Genomic DNA, 24,109 nt, shown 5'->3' on the forward strand with positions numbered 1-24,109 from the left:
GTGTGAGCGAGCAAACCAAGCGGCGCATCGATCGGATCCGCGACCAGGGGTACGTTCGTAGACTCGACGCACTGTCGATCGACGAGCTCCGCGCCCGGCGCGACGAGTGCCTGGCCGAGCGCGAGTATCTATCCCTCCTCCGGCGTCTCGTCCAGGGACGCGCTGAGATCCTGAAGGCGGAGATCGAGCGGCGCGGCTCGGGCGGCGGCGTGCCGATCGTCGAACGCCTGTCGGAGATCCTCTCCGGCGAGCCACAAGGCCCGTCGCGGGGGGAGGCCCTCCGAGTGGGTATTCCCGAGGAGGAGATGCTCCTGGCGAGGCGCCGTGTGGAGCGTCTCGTGACCGATGCGGGCCTCTCCGATCCCGGCGCACTCGACGACGCCAGCCTCGAATCGGCGGCGGAGATGCTCGCTGAAGAGGAGCGCACCGTCTCCGAGGAGCGGAACGACGTCCTCGCCGCCCTCGACGCGCTCCAGGATGAGCTCAAGCGCCGGTACAAGGAGGATCCGTCTCTGGTGCTCGCATGACGCCCGGCGCGTCCCCCGTCCGGGGGAGGGGGCGCAGGCCGATCGTCGGAACCCTCGTTGCCGGCGGCGGCCTCCCACGGGGACGTGGCGTTTCGCCCGCGAGACCTATGGACCGCGCCGCGTGGGGACGCCACCCTTGACCGGTCCTCGGCCCAAAGGGGGCCGACCAGATGTCATGAACGAGGCGATGTCCTTCCCCGTAGCGGGTCTGACAGCGGCGGCGCCCCCCGACGCCGAGATGCAGGCGATCCACCAACAGCTAGCCGTGTTCGCCCAAGAGCTCGGGACGCTGTACCGGCTGGAGCGATCTCGGAGCGCCGAGCTCGAGATCGTCCTGGCCAGCCTGCAGCAGACGTACATCGCGACGATGAAGTCGCTTGCGCAAGTGATCGAGGCGAAGGACCGAACGACCCGCGGTCATCTGGAACGCACCCAGGCGTACGGCCTCGCCCTGACGAAGCGGATCGATGGCGACCTCGCGCGTTCACCAACTCTGGGCTACGGGTTCTTCCTCCACGACGTCGGGAAGGTGGGCATCCCCGAGCACATCCTGTGCAAGACGGGCCCGCTCAGCGTCTCCGAGTGGGACGTCATGAGAACGCACCCTGTGATCGGCGAGCAGATCGTCGCCCCAATGGCCTTCCTCACGACGACCGTCGAGTTGATCCGTCACCATCACGAGCGGTTCGACGGCTCGGGATATCCCGACGGGCTTCGAGGCGACGACATTCCCCTGTCGGCGCGGATCTTCGCGGTCGCAGATTCCTTCGACGCGATGACGAGCGACCGGCCCTACCGGGGATCGATGGGGATCGAGCGCGCGCTCGGCGAGATACGAGCCGGATCCGGCTCGCAGTTCGACCCTGCGGTCGTCGGCGTGTTCGTGGACATGATCGGTCGCGGCGCCGACGAGGACGAGCCCGAGCTCGCGGACGCGCTTCGCCACGCCTGCTGACGGTCCTCGCCTCTGGCGGCAGGAGGTTCGTCTCCCCGTCCGTGTGGCTACGCTTGTGCGCGTGCCCTCGCCGGTTCCGCTCGTTCGCGTCGTTCGTTCCGGCCTCGAAGAGAGTGTGCATGTCGGCCACGTCGCGGTGTGCGATTCGCATGGGCAGTTGATCGCGGCGATGGGCGATCCCGATCGGCTCGTCTTCGCCCGGTCGTCGATGAAACCGATCCAGGCATCGGTTTCGCTCGGTCGGATCGGTGCCGACCTCCCCGACGAGCTCATTGCGATCAGCGCGGCGTCGCACCACGCCGAACCGCGCCATCTCAGCGCGGTCCGGCGGTTGCTCCGGGCGGGCGGAGTGACGCAGTCGGCGCTTCGATGTCCGCCCGCGCTTCCGGCGCATGCTGACGACATATCTCGGACCGGTGCGAGACGCCGACGCATCTTCTACAACTGCTCGGGCAAGCACGCCGCAATGCTCGGCGCATGCGCGGCCACGGCGTGGCCGCTGGAGTCGTACGTCGAGCGAGATCACCCGCTGCAGCGGGAGATCGAGAAGGCCGTCGTTCGGGCGACGGACGTGCAGGACCCGACGATAGGCGTCGATGGATGTGGCGTACCCGTCTTCGGCCTCCCGCTGCGGGCGATGGCGACGGCCTTTGCTCGGCTCACGCGACCTGAGCGGCTCGGGCCGCTCGCCTCGAACGCGGAACGCGTCGTCGCCGCAATGCGCGCCCGTCCGTTCCTGATCGCCGGGACAAACGGGGCTGACACGGTGGTGATGGGGGCCGCGCGCGGCGTCGTATGCAAGTACGGCGCGGAAGCGCTTCACTGCGCGGGAATCCTCGAGCAGGGGATCGGCGTCGCGGTGAAGATCGCGGACGGGGGAGAGCGTGCAGCGGGACCGGCGCTCGTGCGAGCTCTCACCCTCCTCGAGGCGTTGACGCCCGACGAGCGTGAGAGGCTCCAGCCGATCGCGCGGCGCCCAGTTCTCGGGGGCTCGCGGCCGGTCGGGGAGATGGTCGCGGACTACCGGCTGTCGCGCCATCGCCGCTGAACCGTAGTGCAACTGCAACGATGTCGGCTCTCCCGAGTACCATTCCTCGATGGCCCACGCACGGATGACCGCTGGCGCACGCCCGCGCGTCGCGGTCGTCAGCGTTCACACCTCCCCGCTCGACCAGCCCGGAACGGGCGACTCGGGCGGCATGAACGTGTTCATCAGAGCCGCGGCCGAGCGGGTGGCGGCGAGGGGTGTCGACGTCGACGTCTTCACGCGATGCCGCGGACATGACCTTCCCGAGGTGCAGCCGCTCGCGGGACGGTCGAGGCTCATCACCGTCAAGGCCGGACCCTGCGCGCCGGTCCCCAAGGACGAACTCCAGCGGTACGCGGGCGAGTTCCTGGGTGGCATGCTCGGCCGCGAACGGCTCGAACGCAGGCGCTACGACCTCGTCCACACGCACTACTGGGTTTCAGGCTGGGTCGGCCGGAGCACGAAGGACATCTGGGATGTGCCGCTCGTCGCGTCGTTCCACACCCTCGGCAAGGTGAAGAACGCCTCGCTCGCGCCCGGCGACGCGCGGGAGCCCTCCGCGCGGCTCGCCGGCGAAGAACGCGTCATCGCCGAAGCGGACCGTCTCGTCGCGGCAACACCCAGCGAGGCGTCACAGCTCGTCGGCCTGTACGGGGCCGATCCGGACATGATCCGCCTCGTGCCACCTGGCGTGGATCACGCGCTATTCCATCCCAGGCCACGCGACGCGGCGAGGGAACGTCTGCACCTGACCGGAGTTCGGCTCGCGCTGTTCGTCGGGCGTCTCCAGGCGCACAAGGGTCCCGACCTCGCCGTTCGAGCGGTAGCCGAAGCCGTAGCCCGAGATCCGGCCGCCACCGGAGACGTCGTGCTCGGCGTCGTCGGTGGTCCGAGCGGGTCGGGGCACGGCGTCGACGTCGCGCGCCTGCTCGACCTCGCAACGGCGCTTGGGATTGGCGATCGCGTGGTGTTCTTCCCTCCGCAGTCGCAGACGCGTCTGGCGGACTTCTATTCGGCGGCCGAGATGGTGCTCGTCCCGTCGCGATCCGAGTCGTTCGGACTCGTCGCGCTCGAGGCACAAGCGAGCGGGATCCCCGTCGTGGCCGCGGCCGTCGGGGGGCTCCGCTACGTCGTCGAGGACGGCGTGACCGGATTCCTGGTCGACGGCCACGACCCCGTCGATCACGCCGAACGGATCATCGAGCTTCTCCGCGACCGAACGGAGGCCGAGCGTATGGGACGAGCCGCCGTCGAGCGGTCCATGCAGTTCTCGTGGGACGCCACCGCCGTCGAGCTTCTCGGCGTGTATCGCGAGCTGATCGACGTCGAGGCCGCGGCGTAACGCGTTCTGAGTCACACGTCCTTCGAGCGCGCTGGGTGGTCTCGAAAAGGATGTCTCCGGAACACTTGCGCCGCAACACGTTCAAGCTCTTCGTCGCGTGCCGTTCAACATCTTGTCACTCTTTGTCTCAATCGATCTACCTGCGCATATGCGGTATGACCAGCACCTTCTCAAGGTTGACCCCGTCTGGGGCCGCCTATACATTTCGCGTCGCTCCGAGCAGCCGGAGCGGCCGAGTCAGGGAACCGAAGTCGGGACCCCTGGGAAAGCCGTAAGGACAACTGGGCGCATCTGTCACGTACGGTCGGGAGAGCTAACTGGCTGTGCTGGCGGAGAGGCTCGGGAGTCCCCAAAGCCCAACGAAAGGGTCTACGGCCAGGAAACCGAGACGGCCGTGAGAGGTTGCTCGGGGCACTCGAGCCCGAGGGGCTGAGGGTGGCTGGAGACTTCGGTTTCCGGCGAGCCCGAGGTCCCTCGGGTTCTTTCGTTTCTGTCGGCCCGCACGTCCGAACCACTCCTTGTCCGGCTTCGGTACCGCCGCTACGGTTGCGCCGCCATGGCCACCCGACAGGGGTCTTCGGACGCGCAGACCAAACGCGGGCTGATCGTCGAGGTGGCCATGCGGCATTTTGCCGAGCACGGCTACCGGGGTGCGCGCGTCGAGGACATCGCGGCCGAGGTGGGCGTGGCCAAGGGCACCGTCTTCCTTCACTTCGGAACCAAGGAAGGGCTGTTCCTCGCGGCGTTCGAACGCGCGGTGAGCGAGCTGCCCGCATGGCTGGATGCACCGCAGGACGTGATCGATCGGGGATTCTGGGCGGTTTTCGATTACTGGATCGACCTCACGGAACAGTCGCTGAGCGACGCGTGGGTACCGAACCGGGTGGCCATGATCGGCCGCCATGACACCGGTCTCGGCCTCCGTCGACCGATCGACCGACTGATGCGAAGCGAGGACCCCTACGGAACGCTCGACTTCGTCGAGTTCGGGATCCGGCGCGGAGAGGTGCGCGACGACGTCGACCCCGACATGATCGCCACGGTCCTCGACTGGGTCGCCGAACGGTTCCAGGACGCGCTTGCGAGCGAGGAGCTCGACCCCGGCTTGGTCCACCGGAAGCCATTCCTCCCCGAACGCCGCAACGTTCGGATCCGCGAGTTCATCGAGGTCCTTCGGAGCGGCATCGCCACCGGATAGCGGGCGAGGCTCGACGGCGACGCATCCGGCTGCGAACATGGTCGCCCCGTCCGCCAGGGATGGGGACCGATCCCCTCGGGAGACTGGCAGTTGGACGACCGGACGGTGGCGTTCCTCGGCGGCGGCCGCATGGGCGAGGCGCTCATTTCGGGGCTGATCCGCTCGCGCGGGCGCACTCCGGACGAGATCGTGGTCACGGCTCGGCGCGAGGAGCGAGCGCGCGAGCTCGCCGAACGGCACGGGGTTTCCGCGACCTTGTCCAACCCGGACGCCGTCGAACGCGCGAAGACGCTCGTCCTGATGGTCAAGCCGCAGGACATGGAGGCGCTCCTCGAACAGATCGCGGACTCGGTGACGTCCGACCACCTGGTGGTGAGCTTCGCGGCGGGCATCCGGACGTCGTTCGTGGAGAGGCATCTCACCGAGATGGTTCCCGTCGTTCGAGTGATGTCGAACGTCGCCGTGCTCGTCGACGAGGCGATGTCCGTCGTCGCCGCCGGCCAACACGCGGAGGACAAGCACCTCGCGGTGGCCGAGGAGCTCCTCGGTTACGTGGGCAGGGTGCTGCGCCTGAAGGAGACGCACCTCGACGCGATCACCGCGACCAGCGGCAGCGGTCCCGCGTACTTCTTCTTGCTCGCCGAGGCGATGATCGAGGCCTGCATCCTTCTCGGACTCTCGCGCGACGTGGCCACCGAGCTCATCATCCAGACCATGCTGGGCTCGGCCAAGATGCTTCGCGACACCGGGAAGCACCCGGTCGAGCTTCGCGAGATGGTGACGTCACCGGGCGGAACGACGATCGCCGCGATCCGACATCTCGAGGAGGCCGGCGTCCGCGCCGCGTTCCTCAACGCGATCGACGCCGCCCGACACCGGAGCGCGGAGCTCGCCAAGGGCGGAGAGGAGGACGAGGGCTGATGGGCCGCGGCGACCGAGCGAAGGTGCGCTGGGCGCACGACCGGGTACGCAGAAAGAAGGAAGCACGCAAGCGCGCCGCCGAGGAGCGGGGCAAGGCCCGCAAGGCAGCGCGCCGGAAGTAGCTCCGACCCCAGTTAGCGGCGGCCCAGGCGGTTCCGCAGCACGCCGATCCCTTCGCCCTCGACCTCGACCTCGGCGCCCTGCCAGATCCGGTGTTCGAACCCGGGGATCTCAAACGGCGCCGACGCGAACGCGTCGCCCGGGCTCAATCGTTCTTGGCGTGACGCGGCGGCGACCTCTCGCAGCAACGACCGCGCCGTACCGTTGAGGTTTCCCTTGAGCCACTCGGTGCCGTCCACCCGAATGGTGACGAACGTGGTCTGCGGATCGATCTCGTCCGCCGTCACCACGCTCGGGCCGATGGAGACCGGAACGCCCGCGGGCGTGGCGATCGGGTCTCCGGACGCGCTGAGCGCGAACCAGTCAGCCACGAGCGTGTAGCCGAATATCGCGTCCGGCACGTTCTCGGGTCGCAGCGCGTCGTCCACCGGCCGGCGCAGGACGGCGGCGATCTTCGGGTGAAACTCGAGCCAGCCGGCGCCCTCGGGCCACGGGATCTCGTCGTCGGGGCCAAACACGGGGCGATGGCTCTCGGCGGCGTCCGATGAGCGGAGCGTCGACGGAACGACGGATGCGAGTAGCCGCGCTTCGTCGACGACGCAGGCCATCACGTCTGCCTCGTCGCGCTCAAGGGCGGCCCGGGCGGCATCGAGCACCGTCCCCCCGTTTCGCCGGACCAGACGCTCCATCGTGTCGGGGAAGGCGGGGTGTCCGACCAGCTCGGGCAGGTCGACGACCTTCCCCTGGAGAAGCGCTCCCAGTCGCCGGTGCCCCCTCCGGTCGAAGGTCACGAGCCTCACAAAGGGAGGCCGATGGTACGCCCGGCTACCGTGCGATTCCAGGGTATCCGGGGGCTAGTAGGGGGAACGTGTGGGGGATTTGGGGCCGTTCGCGCGGGGCGGCTACGATGCAAGTTCAGCATCCGCACTCCGGGAGGGCAATCCGATGGCAGAGCAAGGTTTCCGGATCACTTACGCCACGATGTCCGCGGACAACGAGGAGATGCACCGGCAGTACGAAAAGGGCATCGAGATCGCGCGCTCGTGGCTCGGCCAGAAGCACCCTCTGTACGTGAACGGAGAGGCGCGCGAGGGCTCCGGCTACAAGGAGGCCCGCTCGCCGATCGACGGTACGCTGATCGGCCACTTCGCCCAAGGGACCAGGGAGGACGTTCGTGACGCCGTCGCGTCCGCCAGCGCGGCGTTTCACGAGTGGGCCAATCGCCCCTGGCAGGACCGCGTGGCGATCATCCGCAAGGCCGCCGATCTCATGACGGAGCAGCGGAACGAGCTTTCCGCCCTGATGGCCATGGAGGTCGGCAAGAACCGGCTCGAGGCGCTCGGCGACGTCGAGGAGTCCGCCGACCTGCTGCGGTGGAACGCCAATGAGATCGAGGACAACGACGGATTCCGCAGACCGATGCAGTCGCTCGGCTCGCCCGGGGAGTACTACGACGTCCTACGGCCGTACGGCGTGTGGGCGGTCATCAGCCCATTTAACTTCCCGATGGCGCTTGCCGCGGGCCCATCATCGGGCGCGCTCGTCGCCGGCAATACCGTGGTGTTCAAGCCGGCGCACATGGGCGTGTTCACCGGGCTGAAGTTGTACGAGGTCTACATGGCGGCCGGCGTTCCGAAGGGCGTCTTCCACTACCTGAGCGGCCCGGGCAGCGTCGTCGGCGACGAGATCGTGAACCACCCCGATGTCGACGGCATCACGTTCACCGGCTCGTACGAGGTCGGCATGGGGATCTACAAGAACTTCGCGAAGGACTACCCCAAGCCGGTCATCTGCGAGATGGGCGGGAAGAACCCCACGATCGTCACGGAGAAGGCCGATCTCGACAAGGCGACCGACGGCGTGATGCGTTCGGCGTTCGGCTTCGGTGGACAGAAGTGCTCGGCGAACTCGCGGGTGTACGTACACCGGAGCGTGCACGACGAGTTCGTCAGGATGCTCAAGGAGAAGTCGGAGAAGATCAAGATCGGCGACCCGCTCGAGAAGGAGAACTGGCTCGGACCGGTGATCGACGACAACGCCGTCGAGACGTTCGAGCGCGCGGCCGAGGAGGCCAAGAAGAACGGCACGATCGTCACGGGGGGCGAGCGGCTGAGCGACGGCGAGTACGCGAACGGCACCTTCGTTCAGCCGACGATCGCAGAGGTCCCGCTCGACTCATGGATCTGGAAGGAGGAGCTGTTCGTGCCGTTCGTCACGGTGGCGCCGTACGACGATCTGGACGAGGCGATCAAGCTCGCCAACGACACCGAGTACGGCCTGACCGCAGGGTTCTACAGCGAGGATCGTGCCGAGATCGACAAGTGGCTGAGCTCGATCGAGGCGGGCGTCGTCTACGTCAACCGGCGCGCAGGCGCGACCACCGGCGCGTGGCCGGGGGTCCAGCCGTTCGGCGGCTGGAAGGGCTCCGGAACGAGCGGTAAAGCCGGCGGCGGCCCGTACTACGTTCAGCAGTACCTGCGCGAGCAGTCCCGGACGGTGATCGAGGAGTGAGCAGCGTCACGGAGCTTGCCGATCTGGCGAACGCGCAGGCCCCGCGGCTCGTCACCGACGTCCCGGGGCCCCAGGCGCGGGCGACGATCGAACGCGACCGCAAGGTCACCAGCCCTTCACTGCCACGCGTGTACGACTTCGTTCCCAAGCAGGGCGCCGGCTGCGTGGTCGAGGACGTCGACGGCAACCTGTTCCTCGACGTGAACGCCGGGATCGCGGTCACCTCGACCGGGCATTCGCACCCCCGAGTCGTCGAGGCGATCACCCGCCAGGCCGCCGAGCTGATCCACTACTCGGCGAGCGACTTCTACCTACCGATCTATTCGGAGCTGTGCGAGCAGCTCGCGCGCATCGCGCCGTTCTCGGACGCGGCGAAGACGTTCCTGACGAACTCGGGGACGGAGGCCGTCGAGGCGTCGATCAAGCTCGCGCGGTTCGCGACGGGCAGGCAGTACGTCGTGGGGATGCTGAACGCGTTTCACGGGCGTTCCTACGGGTCGCTGTCCCTCACCACGAGCAAGGCGAAGTACCGGACTGGGTTCGCGCCGCTGCTCCCCGGCGTCGTTCACACGCACTTCGGCGACTTCGAGCACCTGGAGTCGGTGGTCTTCAAGCACTTGGTGGCGCCGGAGGAGGTCGCGGCCATCGTGGTGGAGCCGGTCCTCGGCGAGGGCGGATACGTGTTCCCGCCCGACGGATGGTTCCCTTACCTGCGCGACTTGTGCGACCGCTTCGGCATCGTGCTCGTGGCCGACGAGGTGCAAAGCGGGATGGGCCGGACCGGCAAGATGTGGGCGATCGAGCACTTCGGCACCGAGCCCGACATCGTTGCCGCTGGCAAGGGGATCGCCAGCGGGATGCCGCTCGGGGCGATGATCGCGCGCGAAGGCCTCATGAAGTGGGACGCCGGCGCCCACGGCTCCACCTACGGTGGGAATCCGGTTTCGTGCGCGGCCGCGCTCGCCACGCTCGAGCTCCTCGAGGATGGTTTGATCGAGAACGCCCGCCAGGTGGGCGGTGTGCTCATCGACGGGCTCCGCGCGATGGCGAGCCGCCGTGCCGAGATGCGTGACGTTCGCGGCGTCGGCCTGATGATCGGCGTGCAGTTCAGCGATCACGAGCACATGGTCGCGGTCGAGGACGCCGCGTTCCGGCGCGGGCTGCTCGTGCTCGGCGCCGGCGAGGACGTTGTCCGTCTATCGCCTCCGCTCGTGCTCAAGCGCGATCAGGCCGAGACGGCGCTCGAGGTGTTCGAGGAAGCCGTCGCGGAGGTGGCGAAAGCCTAGGCGGGACGACGGCCAGGACGTACGCATGAGCAAGGTCGCGACGATGCGTGACGCCGTCGCGGAAATCGTCCGCGACGGCGACACCGTCGCGATCGAGGGATTCACTCACCTCATCTGTTTCGCGGCCGGGCACGAGATCATCCGCCAGCGGAAACGCGACCTGACGCTCGCGAGGATGACGCCCGATGTGATCTACGATCAGATGATCGGCGCGGGCGTCGCGCGCAAGCTCATCTTCTCGTGGCTGGGGAACCCGGGTGTCGGCTCGCTCCACGCCGTCCGCCGCCGGATCGAGCAAGCCGACCCGGAGCCGCTCGAGATCGAGGAATACTCGCACTTCGGCATGGTGTGCCGATACGTCGCCGGCGCGTCGAACCTTCCGTTCTTCCCGATCCGCTCGTATTACGAGAGCGACATCCCGCGAGTTACTCCCAACATCAAGCCGATGCGATCGCCCTTCGACGACGGAACCGAGGTGTACGTCGTGCCGCCGTTGAAGCCAGACGTGACGATCGTGCACGCGCAGCGCGCCACGGCGGCCGGCGACACCCAGATCTGGGGACTTCTCGGCTGTCAGAAGGAGGCCGCGTTCGCCGCCGAGCGCGTGATCGTCGTGTGCGAGGAGGTCGTCGACGACGCCGTCGTCCGTCGGGATCCGAATCGAACGATCATCCCCGGCATCGTGGTGGACGCCGTCGTCGAGCAGCCGCTCGCCTGCCACCCGAGCTACGCCCAGGGCTACTACGACCGAGACAACGCCTTCTACCTGGAATGGGAGAGGATCTCCAAGGATCCGGAGTCGCTCGACGGCTGGCTGAAGGAGTGGGTGTACGGCCTCGAGACGCACGCCGAGTACGTCGAGAAGCTGGGCGACCGACGGGATTCCCTCAAGCCGGGAACCGCGATGTCCGGTGAGGTGGACTACGGAGACTACTCGTGAGCACTGCTTCGCTATCGAACGGCCACACGAAGAACGAGATGATGATCGTCGCCAGCGCTCGAGCGCTGGCCGGCGAACGGAACTGTTTCGTCGGCGTCGGCCTGCCGAACATCGTCTGCAACCTCGCGCAGCGAACGGTCGCCCCCGAGCTTCAGCTCGTCTACGAGGCTGGCGTGTTCGGCGCCAGGCCGGCCCGGTTGCCGCTGTCGATCGGTGATCCGACGCTCGTGTCGGGCTCCACCGCGGTGACCTCCATGTTCGAGCTGTTCGCGTTCTATCTGCAGGCCGGGCTGATCGACGCGGCGTTCCTGGGCGGCGCTCAGATCGATCGGTTCGGGAACCTCAACACCACCGTGATCGGCGAGTACGGCAACCCGAAGGTCCGATTGCCCGGCTCGGGCGGCGCCTGCGAGATCGCCATCCACGCCAGGAAGATCCTGGTCATCATGCGGCAGGCCCGCCGCTCGTTCGTCGAACGCCTCGACTTCCGAACGTCACCCGGTCACTCCGGTGACCCGGCGAACGATCGCGCGCGAGGCTGGTTCGGCAGCGGTCCGACGACCGTCGTGACCGACCTCGGCACCTACGGGTTCGACGAGCAGACCGGTGAGATGACGCTGCTCACCGTTCATCCGGGCGTGACCCTCGACGAGGTGGAGGAGAACACCGGCTGGAAGCCCCGCGTCTCGGAGTCGATCGGAGAGACGCCTCAGCCGACGGACGAGGAGCTGCGTCTCATCCGCACAGAGCTCGATCCCGAAGGCGTGTACACGTCGTGAGCCACGTGTTCCCGCGCGTGCTGACGCGCGATCTGCCGCGTGCGGTGCGCGCCGAAGGCGTGTGGATCGAGGATGCCGACGGACGCCGCTACCTCGACGCGGCGGGCGGTGCCATCGTCGTGAGCGTCGGACACGGTGACGCCTCGCTCGTCGACGCCATGACCGAGCAAGCATCGCGAACCCAGTACGTCCACGGGACGGCGTTCACGACCGACGCTCTCGAGGACTACGCCGACGACGTCGCGTCGGTGTTGCCGCTCGACGACGCGCGTATCTACCCGGTCAGCGGCGGAAGCGAGGCGGTCGAGACGGCGCTCAAGCTCGCACGTTCGTACCACCTGGCACGCGGCGAGGACGAGCGGAAAGCGGTGATCGGTCGGCGTTCCTCGTACCACGGCAACACGATCGGAACGCTCGACGTCGGCGGCAAGCAGATCCTCCGCGCGCCGTACGCGCCGTGGCTGGGGCGGTTCCGGCATGTCGATCCCGTGTATGAGTACCGCTGCGCGAATCCCGACCACCCGACCGGGTGCGGCTCGTGGCACGCCGAGCAACTCGATCGGACGATCAACGAGATCGGGACGTCCAACGTCGCCGCGTTCATCGCGGAACCCGTGGCGGGCGCGACGCTCGCCGCCGCCGTTCCCACGGACGACTATTGGCCCGCCGTCGTCGAGGTGTGCCGCCGGCACGGCGTCCTGGTCATCGCCGACGAGGTGATGACCGGATTCGGTCGGACCGGCCGATGGTTCGGGGTCGACCACTGGGACGTTCGGCCGGACATCGTCGTCGCCGGCAAGGGCTCGACGAGCGGGTACTGGCCGTTCGGCTTCGCCGCGTGCACCGGAGACGTGTTCGAGGTCGTTCGCCGGAACGGCTTCATCCACGGGTTCACCTGGTCCCACAACGGAACCGGCGCGGCCGTGGCGCACGCAACGCTCCGCCGACTCCGGGACGACGGGCTGATCGAGGCGAGCGCGCGTCAGGGCGAACGGCTGCTCAAGGAGCTCACCTCGGCGCTCGACGACGAGGCGACCGTGGGAGACGTTCGGGGCGTCGGCCTGATGATCGGGATCGAGCTCGTCGCGGATCGCTCGTCCAGGGCGCCGTACCCGCGCTCACGCCAGACGACCGAACGCGTCCTCGTCGCGGCGAGGGAACGCGGGCTGCTGCTCTACTCGAGCGTTGGACACGTCGACGGTGACGGCGATCTGCTGATGCTCGGACCTCCGTTCACGATCACCGACGAGGAGAGCGGCCGCATCGTCGAGCACACCGCCGACGCAATCGCCGCCGTCGCCACGTCGGGGTGAGCGGCCGAGCGGGCCTCGTCGTCTGTCCCGAAGCCCGGATCTACGACCACGGTCCGGCTCATCCCCTCCGACCGCAGCGAGTGCTCTACACGTGGAGGCTCATCGAGGCGTGCGGCCTGCTCGCGCGCCCCGACGTCGTGAGCCTCGGGTGTCGCTCGGCGGACGACGCGGAGCTCGAACTCGTTCACACCGCCGAGTTCGTCGACGCGACGCGCCGAGCGGGGCACGACGAGGACGGCGACTGGCAACAGTTCGGCTACGGGCCGGGCGACAACCCGATCTTCCCGCAGATGCACGAGGCCGGTGCGCTCGTCGCGGGTGCGTCCATCGTCGCGGCGAGCGCGACCTTCGACGGCACCGTCGCTCACGCGTTCAACGCGGCAGGCGGCCTCCACCACGCGATGGCCTCGCGAGCCTCCGGGTTCTGCGTGTACGACGATCCCGCCGTTGCCATCGCGTGGCTCCTGCGCGAAGGCGTTGAACGCGTTGCCTACGTCGACGTCGACGTGCATCACGGCGACGGCCCGCAGGCGATCTTCTACGACGATCCTCGCGTCCTCACCATCTCGCTGCACGAGTCCGGCGCGTACTTGTTCCCCGGCACCGGCTTCGAGGACGAGCGAGGAGCCGGCGATGCCGTCGGGACGAAGGTGAACGTCCCGCTTCCACCCGGCGCAACGAACGAGGCGTGGCTCTCTGCGTTCCGGGTCATCGTGCCTCCAATCGTGCACGCGTTCGAGCCGTCGATGCTCGTGACCCAGCTCGGCTGCGATACGCACGCCGGCGACCCGCTCGCGCACTTGCGGTTGACGACGCGTGCGTACCGCGATACCGCCGCCGAGCTGCACGCGCTGGCGCACGAGGTGACGGGAGGACGGTGGCTCGCGACCGGCGGCGGCGGCTACCTGTGGGCCGACGTCGTTCCTCGCGCCTGGACGATCTACTTCGCCGAGATGTGTGGCGCCACGCTCCAGGACGCCCTGCCCGAGTCCTGGATCGAGACGGTGGAGCGCGAGGTCGGCCGCGAGATCCCGGTGACGTTCACCGACCCCACGATCGAAGGCGATCGCCTGGATCCGGAGACGGAGCGGGCGATCGAGCGCGTCCGACGCCTGGCGTTCCCCGCGTTCGGGCTCGCGCCGTAGTAACCCCGCTTCATCGACGGAACCGCCGAACGGCCACGCCCACGCCCCACCGATACAGCGGCGGCGTCAGCACGCGGAACGCCTGCAGCGCCGACGGCCACCTGGGAACGGAGATCTCCGGCGCAATGTCCTTCCGGACGACGTCGACGATCACACGCGCCACACGGTCGGCATCGACGAGCAACCATCGCGGCGTCTGACGTTGCGGGAATCCCTCGGTCTTCGAAAGCCAGGGGTTCACCGTCGTGACCAGGACCCCGCTCGGCGCGAGCTCGTAATGGAGCGCCTCGCTGAAGGCGACGACCGCGTGCTTGGTCGCGCCGTATACGGCCAGGCCCGGCGTTGCGATCCGGCCCGCGATCGAGGCGACGTTCACCACGTGCCCCCGTCCTTGTTCCAGCATCGTGGGCAGGAACGTTTTCGTCGTCAGCACGACGCCGAGGACGTTCGTCCGGATGAGCCGTTCGAGGAACTCCGCATCCTGGTGGTCGAACCGCCCCGTGCCGGCGATCCCGGCGTTGTTCACGAGCACGTCGCACCGGCCGAAGGCGTCCAGGACGCGATCACGCAACGAATCGATATCGGTTCGCTCGGTGACGTCGCACCGGACTGCGATAACGGTGGCCCCCGCTCGCTCGAGTCGCTCCGCGAGCTCGACAAGACGGTCCTCGCGCCGTGCGGCGACCGTCACCCGAGCGCCGGCGCGAGCGAACCGTGTCGCCGCGAGCACGCCGTACCCCGACGACGCTCCGGTGATGACGACTACGGCGTCGCGAAGCTCCATCGCCCCGGAAGCGTACGTTCACTTCCGTACCATGGATGTGAGATGGACGTCATCGAACGACACGCCGCGCGTCTGCCGCGGATCGACGACCGCTGGACGACGCGCGACGTCGACCATGACGAGCTCGTCGCCGGGTTGCTCGACGGCCGCATCGCGGGCGAGGAGATCAGTCATCCGCTCGACAATGTGCTCGGCAACATCCATCTCTTGATCGCCGGCGACCCCGACAAGCAGTTCGGCATGTCGGGCCTGGGGACGTTCTCGGAGTCCGAGGTGCTCGAGCTCGTGGCGACCGCGGCGGGGTTCGAACCGGAAAAGGGCGTTCGCAGCGGTCCCGTTCCCGTTGATCCGGTACGCGTTCTCGCCGCCTGCGAGGAGGTCGGCGACCGCCTCGCGCTCGCCGCCGAACGCCGCGAGCGGATGGTGCTGGCGACTGGGCATCCGGTCGGCCTCGCGCACCTCTACATGGCGATCGGCGGCGAGATGCGCTCCCGCGGTGTGGACGTGCTCCGTCCCGCCGACGGCCGTCTATGGCACGACCCCGACCGCGACCATCCGTGGCAGATCCGCTACCTCGACGGGGTCGCCGTGCTCACCGATCAGGCGAGCGCGCGGCACACGCACTCGCCCGACGCGATGAACCGCATCCTCGACGCCGAGATGCCGGACCTGGTCTTCGCGGACCATGGCCTCGCCGGCGCGGCGATCGAACGGGGCGTGGACACCCTCGCCATCGCCGACGTGAACGATCCGGCGCTCGTCGTGGCGCGGGCGCAGGGACGATGCGGGCCGGTGATCGTCATGGACGACAACGTCAGCCCCGAGTCGTACTGGCCCTGCTTCCAAGCAATCGTCTCCGGTCTGCCCTGACACTCGGGCGCGGCGGCCCGCTCAGTAGGATGTCCGAACCTTGAAGCGATCCGACCCAGAGGCGCGGCTCGAACGCGTGAACGTCATGACCGGACCGATGGACCACAAGACAACCTCATGCCAGCCCGCACCGGCCGGGGGGCAGCACAGCGAGCGAAGCGAGCGTTGTGCGAACCCCTGACCCGAGTTGGGAGCTGACGGCGTAGGCACACGGCAGGCACGCGTGCGAACGGGCCTCCGGGACCGACAACCCGGAGGCGGACGTGAACGAGTACGAAGCGCTCGTCGACGACGCGGTGCGCACCAAGCACACCGTCGTTCTCGTCGGAGGGCTCGACACCGGCAAGACTTCGCTGTCGCGCAACGTGCTCACGGCGGCAGTCGAGGCGGGCCGGCCGGCCGCGATGCTCGACGCCGACGTGGGTCAGAAGACCGTGGGCCCGCCCGCAACGGTCACACTGAAGATGGTTCGCTCGGCGGCGGACCTCGAACCCGGAAGCCTCGCGGTGGCCGACGAGATGTCGTTCGTCGGGTCGACGTCGGCACAGGGCCACCTGCTCCCCGTCGTCGCGGGGGTCGCCAGGCTCCATCGCCGCGCGAAGGACGAGGGCGCCGATCTGATTGTCGTCGACACGTCGGGGCTCGTGTCGGGCATCACCGGGCAGGTCCTCAAGTATCACAAGGTCGAGCTGCTCGAGCCGGACCTCGTCATCGGATTGCAGCGGGGCGAAGAGCTCTTGCCGCTCCTCGGCGTGATCCAGCGGTTCTTTCCCACGCAGGTCGTTCCCCTCGGCGTGCATCCGGACGTCGTTCCGACGACGGTCGACCGTCGCGCGGACAACCGTGAGCGCGCGATGCGGGCCTACTTCTCGGGCGAGCTGCATCGGTTCCGTGTCAAGCCGACGGTGTTCATGCCGGCGCTCCCTCCGCTGTTCGACGTACCGAAGTTGCACCGGATGCTCGTCGGGCTGTCGAACGGTGCGGGCGCGTACACAGGTCTCGGCTACCTCGAGTACACCGAGGACGAGGGAGTCCTGCGATTGATCTCGCCGGTGGCGGCCGGGCCGAAGGCGCTTAGACTGGGCTCCGTCCGGCTCGACGAGAACCTCCGCGCCAAGCGAGTCGACCTGCGGAGCCTGTTCGGGTCGGAGTAACCCCCCCAATGAGACAGGTATAAGACAGAGAGGAACGCGCGTGCCGTCGTTGATCAAGAAGCGCCGCAAGAAGATGCGGAAGAAGAAGCACAAGAAGCTGCTCAAGAAGACCCGCTGGCAGCGGCGGCAACAGGGCCGCTAGCTCGAAGAACGTTCGTGCGGGGTCCGCACACCGCCGGCCGGGCAATCCCCGCATCCCAGGCGACGCGCATCGGCGGTCACGTCTCGTCGAGCCGTCTCGTCCGTCGGATGGCCATCGCCGTCGTCGCGGTCGTCGTCGTTGGATGCTCGGGCGGCGAGCGACCCGTCGACATCTCGGGCTCCCGGGCCGTCTCGTTCATGTCGAGCGACGGGATCGAGCTCGAGGGCCGGCTGTTCGGCGATGGGACGTCGGCGGTCGTGCTGTCGCACATGCGCCCCGCCGACCAGACATCGTGGTTCGCGTTCGCCTCGCGCCTCTCGGACGCCGGGTACCTCGTACTGACGTACGACTTCCGCGGGTACTGCCCGGGCGGGCAAGGCGGCTGCTCCGCCGGCGAGCGCGACGTGCCGGCGATGTGGCAAGACGTTCTCGGGGCGATCGACTTCGTCCGAGATCGCGGAGCGACGCGCGTTTCGCTCGTCGGCGCGAGCATGGGCGGGACTGCGTCGCTCATCGCGGCGTCTCGCGCCGACATCGACGTTCGCTCGGTCATCGCGCTCTCGGCGCCGACGTCGATCGAGGGCCTCGTGGTCGATCCCGCCGTGCTCACGAACGTTACGGCCGCGAAGCTGTTCATCGCCGGCCTCGGCGACGCACCCGCCGCGCGTGACGCTCAAACGCTGCACGCGCAGTCGCCCCCACCGAAACGCGTCGAGATCGTACCGGTCGACGATCATGGCACCGATCTGCTCACCGGTCCACGGGGCGAGGAGGTGCGGCGCCTCATCGAGTTGTATCTCGAGCTGTACGCCGGACCGTGAGCCGATCGAGCGTCAGGGCGTCGTCGTGGTCGTCGGAACCGGCGTACCCGGCTGCGGTCCGGGGAATCGGTCGCGGTCGTCGCTCGCCAGCACCAACTGGTAGATCGCGGCTGCGCCGAGGAGCACGAACAGCACGACGATCGCGATGAACGTGCCGCGGCGCACCGGCGGAGGCTAGCAGCGGCAGATGCGACGAGCCGGACCGGGCCCGACCACAGGACGCGCAGCCGGTCGGCCTCACGTCCGGTGAACCACCTATGCTGCGCGCGCGATGTGGCTGTTCCCCGCTGTCGCGGCTGCGGTTGCGCTCGCGTTCACAGCGCTGCTGGCCCGCAGGTTCCTCAGGTCTCGCCGCTCGTACCTCGCGTTCTGGGCCGCGGCGCTGGGCATGTATTCGGTGGCCTCCGCGGTCGTCGCGCTCGGGGCGCTCGACGGCTGGACGTCGGGGGAGTTCCGGGTCTACTGGGCGGTCGGCGCCGTCCTCAACGTCCCGTTCCTCGCCCAGGGCGAGATCGACCTGCTCGTCCGTAATCGTGCGATCCGCTCGATCCTGTACGTCGTCCTCGTGTTCGTCACGGCGTACACGATCGCCCGCGTTCGAACGGCCGGCGTCCACGACGCCGCACTCGCGGAGGACCTGCCGTCGGGCAAGGAGATCTTCGGGGACGGGACGCCCGCCCACCGGCTCCCGCAGCTCGTCGCGTATCCCTCGTACTTCGTGCTCGTCGCCGGCGCCCTGTGGTCGGCGTGGCGGATGCGCCGGGCGCCGGAGCTGCGTGATCGGTTCGTCGGGACGATCCTGATAGCGGTCGGCGCAACGTTGATCGCGGCCTTCGGATCGGCGTTCGCTGCGATCGGTCTACTCGTCCCGTTCTCGCTCGCGTTGCTCGGCGGAGTCTCGGTGATGTTCTGGGGGTTCCTCAGGGCGTCGCGGAGGTCGTCGCCGCGGGAGCGTTCGCCAGCTGGCGCACAGGCCGTCAGGCGATAGATCCGCGCCACGCCGGACCGTCGGTTCGAGGCGTCTGGGGCCGAGAGCCCGCCACCTCTTCGGTGATCCAGAGCTCGTCGTAGACGGAGACATCAACGATGAGCTGGATCAGGACGGAGCCGTCGTCGTACGGCACGAACATCGGCCCGTACGGTTTGAACTCGCCCCCGCTGCCCAACCACAGCTGATACGCGTATCCGGGCGCGGGATCCGGGCACAACTCCGCCAACACGAACATGCGACGGAGGTCCGGGACGGAGACCTGGACGAAGTCGCTGTTGGGCGGTGTACCCGCCTGCGGCTCGACCGGCTCCGGATCCACGCCGGGTGAGGTCATGAGCGAGGCGAGCTCGAACGCGATCTGGGTTCGCTCCTCGGCGACCTGGGCGCGGTTCATCATCGTGAACGAGAGGGCACCGAGACCGAGGACCGCGACGGCGGTAGCCGCGAATCCCACGAACGCGGTCGGACGTGTGCCGGAGCGGTCATCGCGCCGCCGCATCGCTCGCTGGATGCGAGGAAATGTCGTGTCGGGAGGAGCGATCGGGTCGGCGGAGACGGCCAGGTCGCCCGCGACGGCCTCGAACTCCGCGAGCACGCGCCGGCAGGTGAGGCAGGCCGGGACGTGGCCGGCGAGGAGGCGATCGGCCTCGGCCTCATCCTCGCCCGAGAGCGAACGCAACGCGTAGCCGGCGAGGAGCTCCTCGATCCGCTCGTGGTCCTCGCGCACTCAGTCCTCCGGCTCGAGAGAGCGCCGCAGCTTCCGCATCGCCGCGAGCGTTCTCGTCTTCACGGTCCCGACGGGGATCCCGAGCCTCTCGGCGATCCGGGTCTGCGTGAGGCCGCCGAAGTATGCCAGCTCGATCACCTGCCGCTGTTCTGGGGAGAGGATCGCCAGCGCCTCCAAAACCTCTTTGCGCCGAACGCCCATGTACGCGTCTTCGACGACCACGTCCGCAACATCTTCGCCACGAACGGGCTCGAGGTTCGAGGCGCGTTCGGCCCTCCTCCTCAGGCGCTCCTCCCGCCGGACCGCGTCCACGGCCCGGTGGTGGACGAGGGACAGGAAGAACGAGCGGAACGCACCGCGGGTGGGGTCGAACGCCTCAGGTGTCCTCCACAGGGCGAGGAATGCGTCCTGCGTGACCTCTTCGGCGAGCATCGGCTGAGCGGTGATCCGGAGCGCGAGGCCGTAGGCCGCGCTGCCGTACCTCCGGTACAGCTCGTGGAACGCCTCGCGGTCGCCTGTGGCCACGCGCCGGTGAAGCTCGACGTCGCGAACGGCATCGTCCCGCATCGGGCGTTCCTATCACACCGAGATCAGCGGACCCTCGCGCTCGACCCAGCGAGGCTACGATGCCTTCGCGTGCGACACGTCGTGATGTATTCGCGGCCGGGGTGCGGCCTGTGCGACGAGGCTCGCGACGTCATCCTCGCGGCGCGCGCCCGCGCGTCGTTCGATTTCGACGAAGTGGACATCACGGGCGACGACGCGCTCGAGCTCGAGTACGGGATCCGAATCCCCGTCGTCCTGATCGACGGGGAAGAGCTGTTCGAGATCCGCATCGACGCGCGTGAGCTCGACGCCGCGATCGCCTCCTAGAGCTCTATCTCGGCCGTCGGCCTGCGGATTCACGAATGCACTATCATTTTCGGCCGTGGACGATCGGCCGATCCCCGAGGCCACGGTCGGCCGGCTCCCGATCTACCTCCGCGCGCTCGTCGAGATGGCCGAGAACAGCGTGCCCACCGTGTCGTCCGAAGCGCTGGCCGAAGCTACCGGCGTCAACTCGGCCAAAGTCCGAAAGGATCTTTCCCATCTCGGGTCTTATGGCACCCGGGGGGTTGGTTACGACGTCGCGTACCTGATCCACCAGATCCGGCGCGAGCTCGGACTCACCCAACACTGGCCGGTCGTCATCGTCGGGATCGGGAACCTCGGCCACGCGCTGGCGAACTATCGGGGCTTTGCCGAGCGAGGGTTCCGCGCGGCCGCACTGCTCGACAACGATCCGGCGAAGGTCGGAGAGGAGGTGGCCGGCCTTCGGATCCGCGCCGTGGAGGACCTGCCTGACATCGCCGCGAGCAACGAGGGACTGATCGGGGTGATCTCGACGCCCGCGCCGGCCGCCCAGCAGGTCGCCGACCTGATGGTCCGCGTGGGGATCCGGTCGATCCTGAACTTCGCTCCGATCGCGCTCGCCGTGCCGGAAGGCGTTTCGGTGCGGAAGGTGGATCTCGCCGTAGAACTGCAGATCCTCACGTACTACGAGCAACGCAAGGCGGCGCTCCTCGACGTGAAACGGCGCGGGCGCGCGGCGCTCGGCTGAGCTACTGCGTTACTTCGCGATGGTGATCCACAGGACGATGAACGTGACCAGCACCATGATGCCGAACAGGATGAACTGAACGGCGCCCTGGTCGATCAGCGGTGCGCCTTCCTGAGCGAGCATCGTCTACTCCTTCTATGCCTATGCCGGTCCGTACCACGGGGGCGCCGTGCCGCCGGTGAGGATCTCCTTTCGCTTCCGTTCCGCTGCGTCCAGGAACGGGATGTGCACGGCGAGCCCGACCGCCGATCCGATCAGGAACATCCACGAGTAGCGGTCGACACTGCCGGAGTCGTGTCGCATGTAGAGCTTCACCAGCGGTCCGCCACCCGTGAAGTAGCCCTCGGCGGCGGCGAGCGACACGTCGTCCTGCGTGGCGAACCTGATGTTCTCGACCGTGAAGTCGGTCGTGGCCAACGCGCCCGGCTCGAACTCCCCCAGACCGAGGTGTTCGTTCGCCTGTTCGGCCAGGTACGCCTGGGCCGCCGACGTGACCGCCTGCACCGAGGACGTGTCGTTGTCGTTGCTGCTGGGCGCCCGCCACCGCTCGCCCGTCGGATACGTCTCGAACACCTCGGAGGGGACCCTGGGGTCCGTCCCCGCTGCGTCCACGACCCATGCGGGTTCGGCACCACGTGGCCCGAGGTTCACCGGAGTGTCGAGACCCTGCGAGATGAAGAAGCCCGTGAGCCAGATGACGGAAAGGATCAGCATCCATCCGAAGAACGAGACGGCGAGCACGAGGTAGCCCATCCACCGTCCGAATACGGCACCGAGGAGCAGCAGCGGGCTTCCGACGAACAGGATGAAGCCCATCACCGTGGCGAGCCCGCCCTTTAGCAGGGTCTCGCAGGAGATCTCGAAGCCGACGCAGGACTGAGCGAGCATCAGAGCTGCGAGTCCGGGTTGTCGGTCGCGGGCGGCTTGTCGGGAAACTCCTCGTCGGCGCGTGTCTGGGCCTCAGGATTGGTGCAGACGTTCTCGTCGTTCGCGACCGACTCGTCCTGGATGCTGATGATGTAGGTGACGATGTCGTTGATCTGCTGATCGTTCAAGGCGCCGGCGAACCGGATGCTCCACGACGGCATGATCGGGCCGCGCCCCTGCTCGATCGTCGTGTAGATGTCGTCCAGACCGTGGATGGCCGGATGGCCGTGCCACGGCCCACCGCACACCGTCGTGAGGTTCGGGGTGGCGCGAACGTCGTATGGGTCGTCAACCGTTGCCGGGTTCGCCACGATGCCGCCTTGGAGCGTGGGGCCGTGGCATTGCACACACCCCACACCGCCCTGGTTCTCCTCGGTGAACAGCTCGACGGCGTGGCGACCGCGCTCGATCGCATGCTCGGTGAGCGCCTCCTCCTGGTTGAGGTTCGCGTCCGGCTCGAAGAGCCACGTCGCGGGGACCCACACGACGAGGAACACGACGAGCAAGACCCCCCAGCCCTGGAGCTTCTGCAGCAGTGGCGTCTCGAGGTCCGGGTCCGACGGCCCGGGTCGCATGGTGCGTGGGATCTCCACGCCGTCACGGGGGCGACGGGACCGTGCGAGGAGCACGGCGCCCGCGACTGCGAGGAAGACCGCGCCGCCAAGGGCGATCACGATCCCCTGGGCCTGTGTCAGCGCGAGCGTCGCCAGCACTCCAGGCAACTCATGCCGTCGCCACACAGAACGGCCCGGCCTGCGGCCGGCGAAGCGTGTCGGTGCCGCGCGGCGGACCGATGATGACCTCCGCGGTGTCGACCAGGACGTCCCCTGTCGAGGTCACCTCGACGCGGAACCGATCGAGCCCGCGCGGCGCGGGACCGAGCTTGTACTCGCCGGCGGTGTTGTACTTCGAGCCGTGGCAGGGGCACTCGAACCACTGGGACTGACGACAGAAGGGGACACGACAGCCAAGGTGCACACACCGCTGGTACAGCGGCATGATCCCTTGCGCCGTGAGTTGCTCCGCCGCGTAGTCGACGTCGTCGGTCGGGCGCCCGTCGTAGGCGACGACGTAGAACCGCCCGGTCCCCGAGTAGAACGGCTCGCGGTTCTCACGGATGAACGAGCTGATGTCCTCGAGCTTGCCGGCGTTGATCACCGAGCCGAACCCGCCGCGAAGGTTCGGCCACAGGAACGCGAGGCTGGCGCCGCCGAACTGCGCTCCGTAGATCAGGAGCGATGCGACGAGTGAACGCCGGAAGAACTCGCGCCTGCTGAGTGGTTTCGGCCCCTTGGGAACCGGTCGCCCCAGTGCGGCTGCGGTCGCTGCCGCCTCACGCTCCCGCTGATCACGACGCGCTCGCAGGAACGAGAGTCCGAAGACCACCGCGAACAGGTCGATGATGGCGATGACGACGATCGCCGCGATCGTCCCACTCGAGATCGCGAGGACGGCCGTCACAGGTCGAAGAACACCCCCTGCGCCCACGGCCACACCCAGTTGTAGCCGGTCCCGCGGAAGAACGAGCCGATGATGGTCAGCGTCGCGCCGAACATCATCAGCATCGTGAACATGGTGATCGCGATCTTGCGGTCGCCCGGCTTGGTGCTCGGGTTGCGGTCGACGTACGGCACCACCGCGAGCGCCAGCAGCACCAGGGTCGGCGCGAACAGCACACCTGCCACCATCGGGTGGAAGTAGCGCAGCAGCTCCTGCAGGCCGAGGAAGTACCACGGCGCCTTGGACGGGTTCGGCGTGAGGTTCGGATTGGCCAGCTCGCGAAGCGGAGCGTTCACGAACGTCGAGAAGATGACCAGGGTGACCGTCACCAACAGCAACGCGATGAACTCCTCGATCAGGAGGTGCGGCCACACGTTGATGCGGTCCCCCTGCTCGCGTTCGACGCGCTGGATGCCCTCCGGCGGGACGAGCGCCAGCAGGCGGTGCTTCTCCTCGGCGCCCTTCTTTGGCTCGGGCACGTTGCCGGTAGGGGCAGGTGCCTGACGCGTCGGCGCCAGCGTCGTGGTCC

The 24,109-nt window shown here is 68.2% G+C and carries 28 protein-coding genes; 19 read left to right on the forward strand and 9 right to left on the reverse strand.

From position 1 onward, the window contains the following. The first annotated feature begins 2 nt into the window (after positions 1–2). The 6 genes from VFA08_10860 (at position 3) to proC (ending at position 5,970) form a co-directional block, all read left to right on the forward strand. Positions 3–527 (forward strand): aerial mycelium formation protein, encoded by a 525-nt coding sequence (locus VFA08_10860; protein HYZ14082.1) that lies wholly within the window; start codon positions 3–5, stop codon positions 525–527. Positions 528–702: 175 nt separating this feature from the next. Then, a complete protein-coding gene (locus VFA08_10865; protein HYZ14083.1) occupies positions 703–1,482 on the forward strand; it encodes an HD domain-containing phosphohydrolase in 780 nt (259 codons plus the stop codon). Positions 1,483–1,543: 61 nt separating this feature from the next. Further along, positions 1,544–2,530: an asparaginase gene (locus VFA08_10870; protein HYZ14084.1), complete on the forward strand. Its 987-nt coding sequence runs from the start codon at positions 1,544–1,546 to the stop codon at positions 2,528–2,530. A 49-nt stretch (positions 2,531–2,579) separates the two neighbouring features. Next, positions 2,580–3,851 (forward strand): D-inositol-3-phosphate glycosyltransferase, encoded by a 1,272-nt coding sequence (mshA, locus tag VFA08_10875; GenBank protein ID HYZ14085.1) that lies wholly within the window; start codon positions 2,580–2,582, stop codon positions 3,849–3,851. Between the two features lie 556 nt (positions 3,852–4,407). Further along, positions 4,408–5,049, forward strand: coding sequence for a helix-turn-helix domain-containing protein (locus VFA08_10880; protein HYZ14086.1), 642 nt, complete (start codon positions 4,408–4,410; stop codon positions 5,047–5,049). A gap of 90 nt (positions 5,050–5,139) precedes the next feature. Further along, positions 5,140–5,970, forward strand: a complete 831-nt coding sequence (proC, locus tag VFA08_10885) for a pyrroline-5-carboxylate reductase (protein ID HYZ14087.1) — start codon at positions 5,140–5,142, stop codon at positions 5,968–5,970. Positions 5,971–6,104: 134 nt separating this feature from the next. Here proC and VFA08_10890 read toward each other — a convergent pair whose 3' ends face one another. Beyond that, the gene (locus VFA08_10890; GenBank protein ID HYZ14088.1) at positions 6,105–6,890 is read right to left on the reverse strand and encodes a fumarylacetoacetate hydrolase family protein; all 786 of its coding nucleotides are present in this window, start codon (positions 6,888–6,890) and stop codon (positions 6,105–6,107) included. Positions 6,891–7,035: 145 nt separating this feature from the next. On the opposite strand from VFA08_10890, the gene VFA08_10895 reads away from it, so the two are divergent. The 6 genes from VFA08_10895 to VFA08_10920 are packed head-to-tail and all read left to right on the forward strand — an operon-like array spanning position 7,036 to position 14,064. Continuing rightward, positions 7,036–8,601 carry an aldehyde dehydrogenase family protein gene (locus VFA08_10895; protein ID HYZ14089.1) on the forward strand — a complete coding sequence of 522 codons (1,566 nt, stop codon included), beginning with the start codon at positions 7,036–7,038 and terminating at the stop codon, positions 8,599–8,601. Continuing rightward, positions 8,598–9,887 (forward strand): aminotransferase class III-fold pyridoxal phosphate-dependent enzyme, encoded by a 1,290-nt coding sequence (locus VFA08_10900; protein ID HYZ14090.1) that lies wholly within the window; start codon positions 8,598–8,600, stop codon positions 9,885–9,887. Before VFA08_10895 ends, VFA08_10900 begins: the two co-directional genes overlap by 4 nt. 25 nt (positions 9,888–9,912) lie before the next feature. Continuing rightward, positions 9,913–10,827, forward strand: a complete 915-nt coding sequence (locus VFA08_10905) for a CoA-transferase (GenBank protein ID HYZ14091.1) — start codon at positions 9,913–9,915, stop codon at positions 10,825–10,827. Then, complete coding sequence (locus VFA08_10910; protein ID HYZ14092.1) at positions 10,824–11,606, forward strand: CoA-transferase; 783 nt, start codon at positions 10,824–10,826, stop codon at positions 11,604–11,606. Before VFA08_10905 ends, VFA08_10910 begins: the two co-directional genes overlap by 4 nt. Next, a complete protein-coding gene (locus VFA08_10915; GenBank protein HYZ14093.1) occupies positions 11,603–12,919 on the forward strand; it encodes an aminotransferase class III-fold pyridoxal phosphate-dependent enzyme in 1,317 nt (438 codons plus the stop codon). Before VFA08_10910 ends, VFA08_10915 begins: the two co-directional genes overlap by 4 nt. Further along, positions 12,916–14,064: an acetoin utilization protein AcuC gene (locus VFA08_10920; GenBank protein ID HYZ14094.1), complete on the forward strand. Its 1,149-nt coding sequence runs from the start codon at positions 12,916–12,918 to the stop codon at positions 14,062–14,064. Before VFA08_10915 ends, VFA08_10920 begins: the two co-directional genes overlap by 4 nt. Before the next feature lie 10 nt (positions 14,065–14,074). Here the strand turns inward: VFA08_10920 and VFA08_10925 are convergent, their stop codons facing one another. After that, on the reverse strand, positions 14,075–14,848 hold the full coding sequence (locus tag VFA08_10925; GenBank protein ID HYZ14095.1) for an SDR family NAD(P)-dependent oxidoreductase: 774 nt from the start codon (positions 14,846–14,848) through the stop codon (positions 14,075–14,077). Positions 14,849–14,890: 42 nt separating this feature from the next. Between VFA08_10925 and VFA08_10930 the strand changes: the two genes are divergently transcribed. The 4 genes from VFA08_10930 to VFA08_10945 all read left to right on the forward strand — a co-directional run bounded on the left by VFA08_10930 (position 14,891) and on the right by VFA08_10945 (position 17,835). Beyond that, positions 14,891–15,718, forward strand: coding sequence for a phosphatase (locus VFA08_10930; GenBank protein HYZ14096.1), 828 nt, complete (start codon positions 14,891–14,893; stop codon positions 15,716–15,718). A 263-nt stretch (positions 15,719–15,981) separates the two neighbouring features. Beyond that, positions 15,982–16,872, forward strand: coding sequence for a Clp1/GlmU family protein (locus tag VFA08_10935; protein HYZ14097.1), 891 nt, complete (start codon positions 15,982–15,984; stop codon positions 16,870–16,872). Between the two features lie 40 nt (positions 16,873–16,912). Further along, positions 16,913–17,014, forward strand: coding sequence for an AURKAIP1/COX24 domain-containing protein (locus tag VFA08_10940; protein HYZ14098.1), 102 nt, complete (start codon positions 16,913–16,915; stop codon positions 17,012–17,014). Positions 17,015–17,028: 14 nt separating this feature from the next. Next, a complete protein-coding gene (locus VFA08_10945; GenBank protein ID HYZ14099.1) occupies positions 17,029–17,835 on the forward strand; it encodes an alpha/beta fold hydrolase in 807 nt (268 codons plus the stop codon). 12 nt (positions 17,836–17,847) lie between these two features. Here VFA08_10945 and VFA08_10950 read toward each other — a convergent pair whose 3' ends face one another. Continuing rightward, on the reverse strand, positions 17,848–18,000 hold the full coding sequence (locus VFA08_10950; protein HYZ14100.1) for a hypothetical protein: 153 nt from the start codon (positions 17,998–18,000) through the stop codon (positions 17,848–17,850). Positions 18,001–18,106: 106 nt separating this feature from the next. On the opposite strand from VFA08_10950, the gene VFA08_10955 reads away from it, so the two are divergent. After that, on the forward strand, positions 18,107–18,823 hold the full coding sequence (locus tag VFA08_10955) for a hypothetical protein (protein ID HYZ14101.1): 717 nt from the start codon (positions 18,107–18,109) through the stop codon (positions 18,821–18,823). Here VFA08_10955 and VFA08_10960 read toward each other — a convergent pair. Beyond that, on the reverse strand, positions 18,813–19,553 hold the full coding sequence (locus VFA08_10960) for an anti-sigma factor (GenBank protein ID HYZ14102.1): 741 nt from the start codon (positions 19,551–19,553) through the stop codon (positions 18,813–18,815). The genes VFA08_10955 and VFA08_10960 overlap by 11 nt on opposite strands. After that, positions 19,554–20,120, reverse strand: a complete 567-nt coding sequence (locus tag VFA08_10965; protein HYZ14103.1) for a sigma-70 family RNA polymerase sigma factor — start codon at positions 20,118–20,120, stop codon at positions 19,554–19,556. A gap of 69 nt (positions 20,121–20,189) precedes the next feature. Here VFA08_10965 and VFA08_10970 point away from each other — a divergent pair, with 69 nt between their 5' ends. Beyond that, entirely contained in the window at positions 20,190–20,426 is a 237-nt protein-coding gene (locus VFA08_10970) for a glutaredoxin family protein (protein ID HYZ14104.1), read from the forward strand. 55 nt (positions 20,427–20,481) lie between these two features. Further along, entirely contained in the window at positions 20,482–21,153 is a 672-nt protein-coding gene (locus VFA08_10975) for a redox-sensing transcriptional repressor Rex (GenBank protein HYZ14105.1), read from the forward strand. Between the two features lie 141 nt (positions 21,154–21,294). On the opposite strand, the gene VFA08_10980 is transcribed toward VFA08_10975, so the two are convergent. The 4 genes from VFA08_10980 to VFA08_10995 all read right to left on the reverse strand — a co-directional run. Beyond that, positions 21,295–22,041: a hypothetical protein gene (locus VFA08_10980; protein ID HYZ14106.1), complete on the reverse strand. Its 747-nt coding sequence runs from the start codon at positions 22,039–22,041 to the stop codon at positions 21,295–21,297. Then, positions 22,041–22,793 (reverse strand): cytochrome c, encoded by a 753-nt coding sequence (locus VFA08_10985; protein HYZ14107.1) that lies wholly within the window; start codon positions 22,791–22,793, stop codon positions 22,041–22,043. Before VFA08_10985 ends, VFA08_10980 begins: the two co-directional genes overlap by 1 nt. Positions 22,794–22,803: 10 nt before the next feature. Then, positions 22,804–23,541, reverse strand: a complete 738-nt coding sequence (locus VFA08_10990; GenBank protein HYZ14108.1) for a Rieske 2Fe-2S domain-containing protein — start codon at positions 23,539–23,541, stop codon at positions 22,804–22,806. Then, positions 23,538–24,109 (reverse strand): menaquinol-cytochrome c reductase cytochrome b subunit (locus VFA08_10995; protein HYZ14109.1); only part of this gene is annotated, 572 nt, incomplete at its 5' end. The genes VFA08_10995 and VFA08_10990, both read right to left, overlap by 4 nt.

It is taken from the genome of Actinomycetota bacterium (assembly GCA_035640355.1).
GTDB lineage: Bacteria > Actinomycetota > UBA4738 > UBA4738 > HRBIN12 > CALGFI01.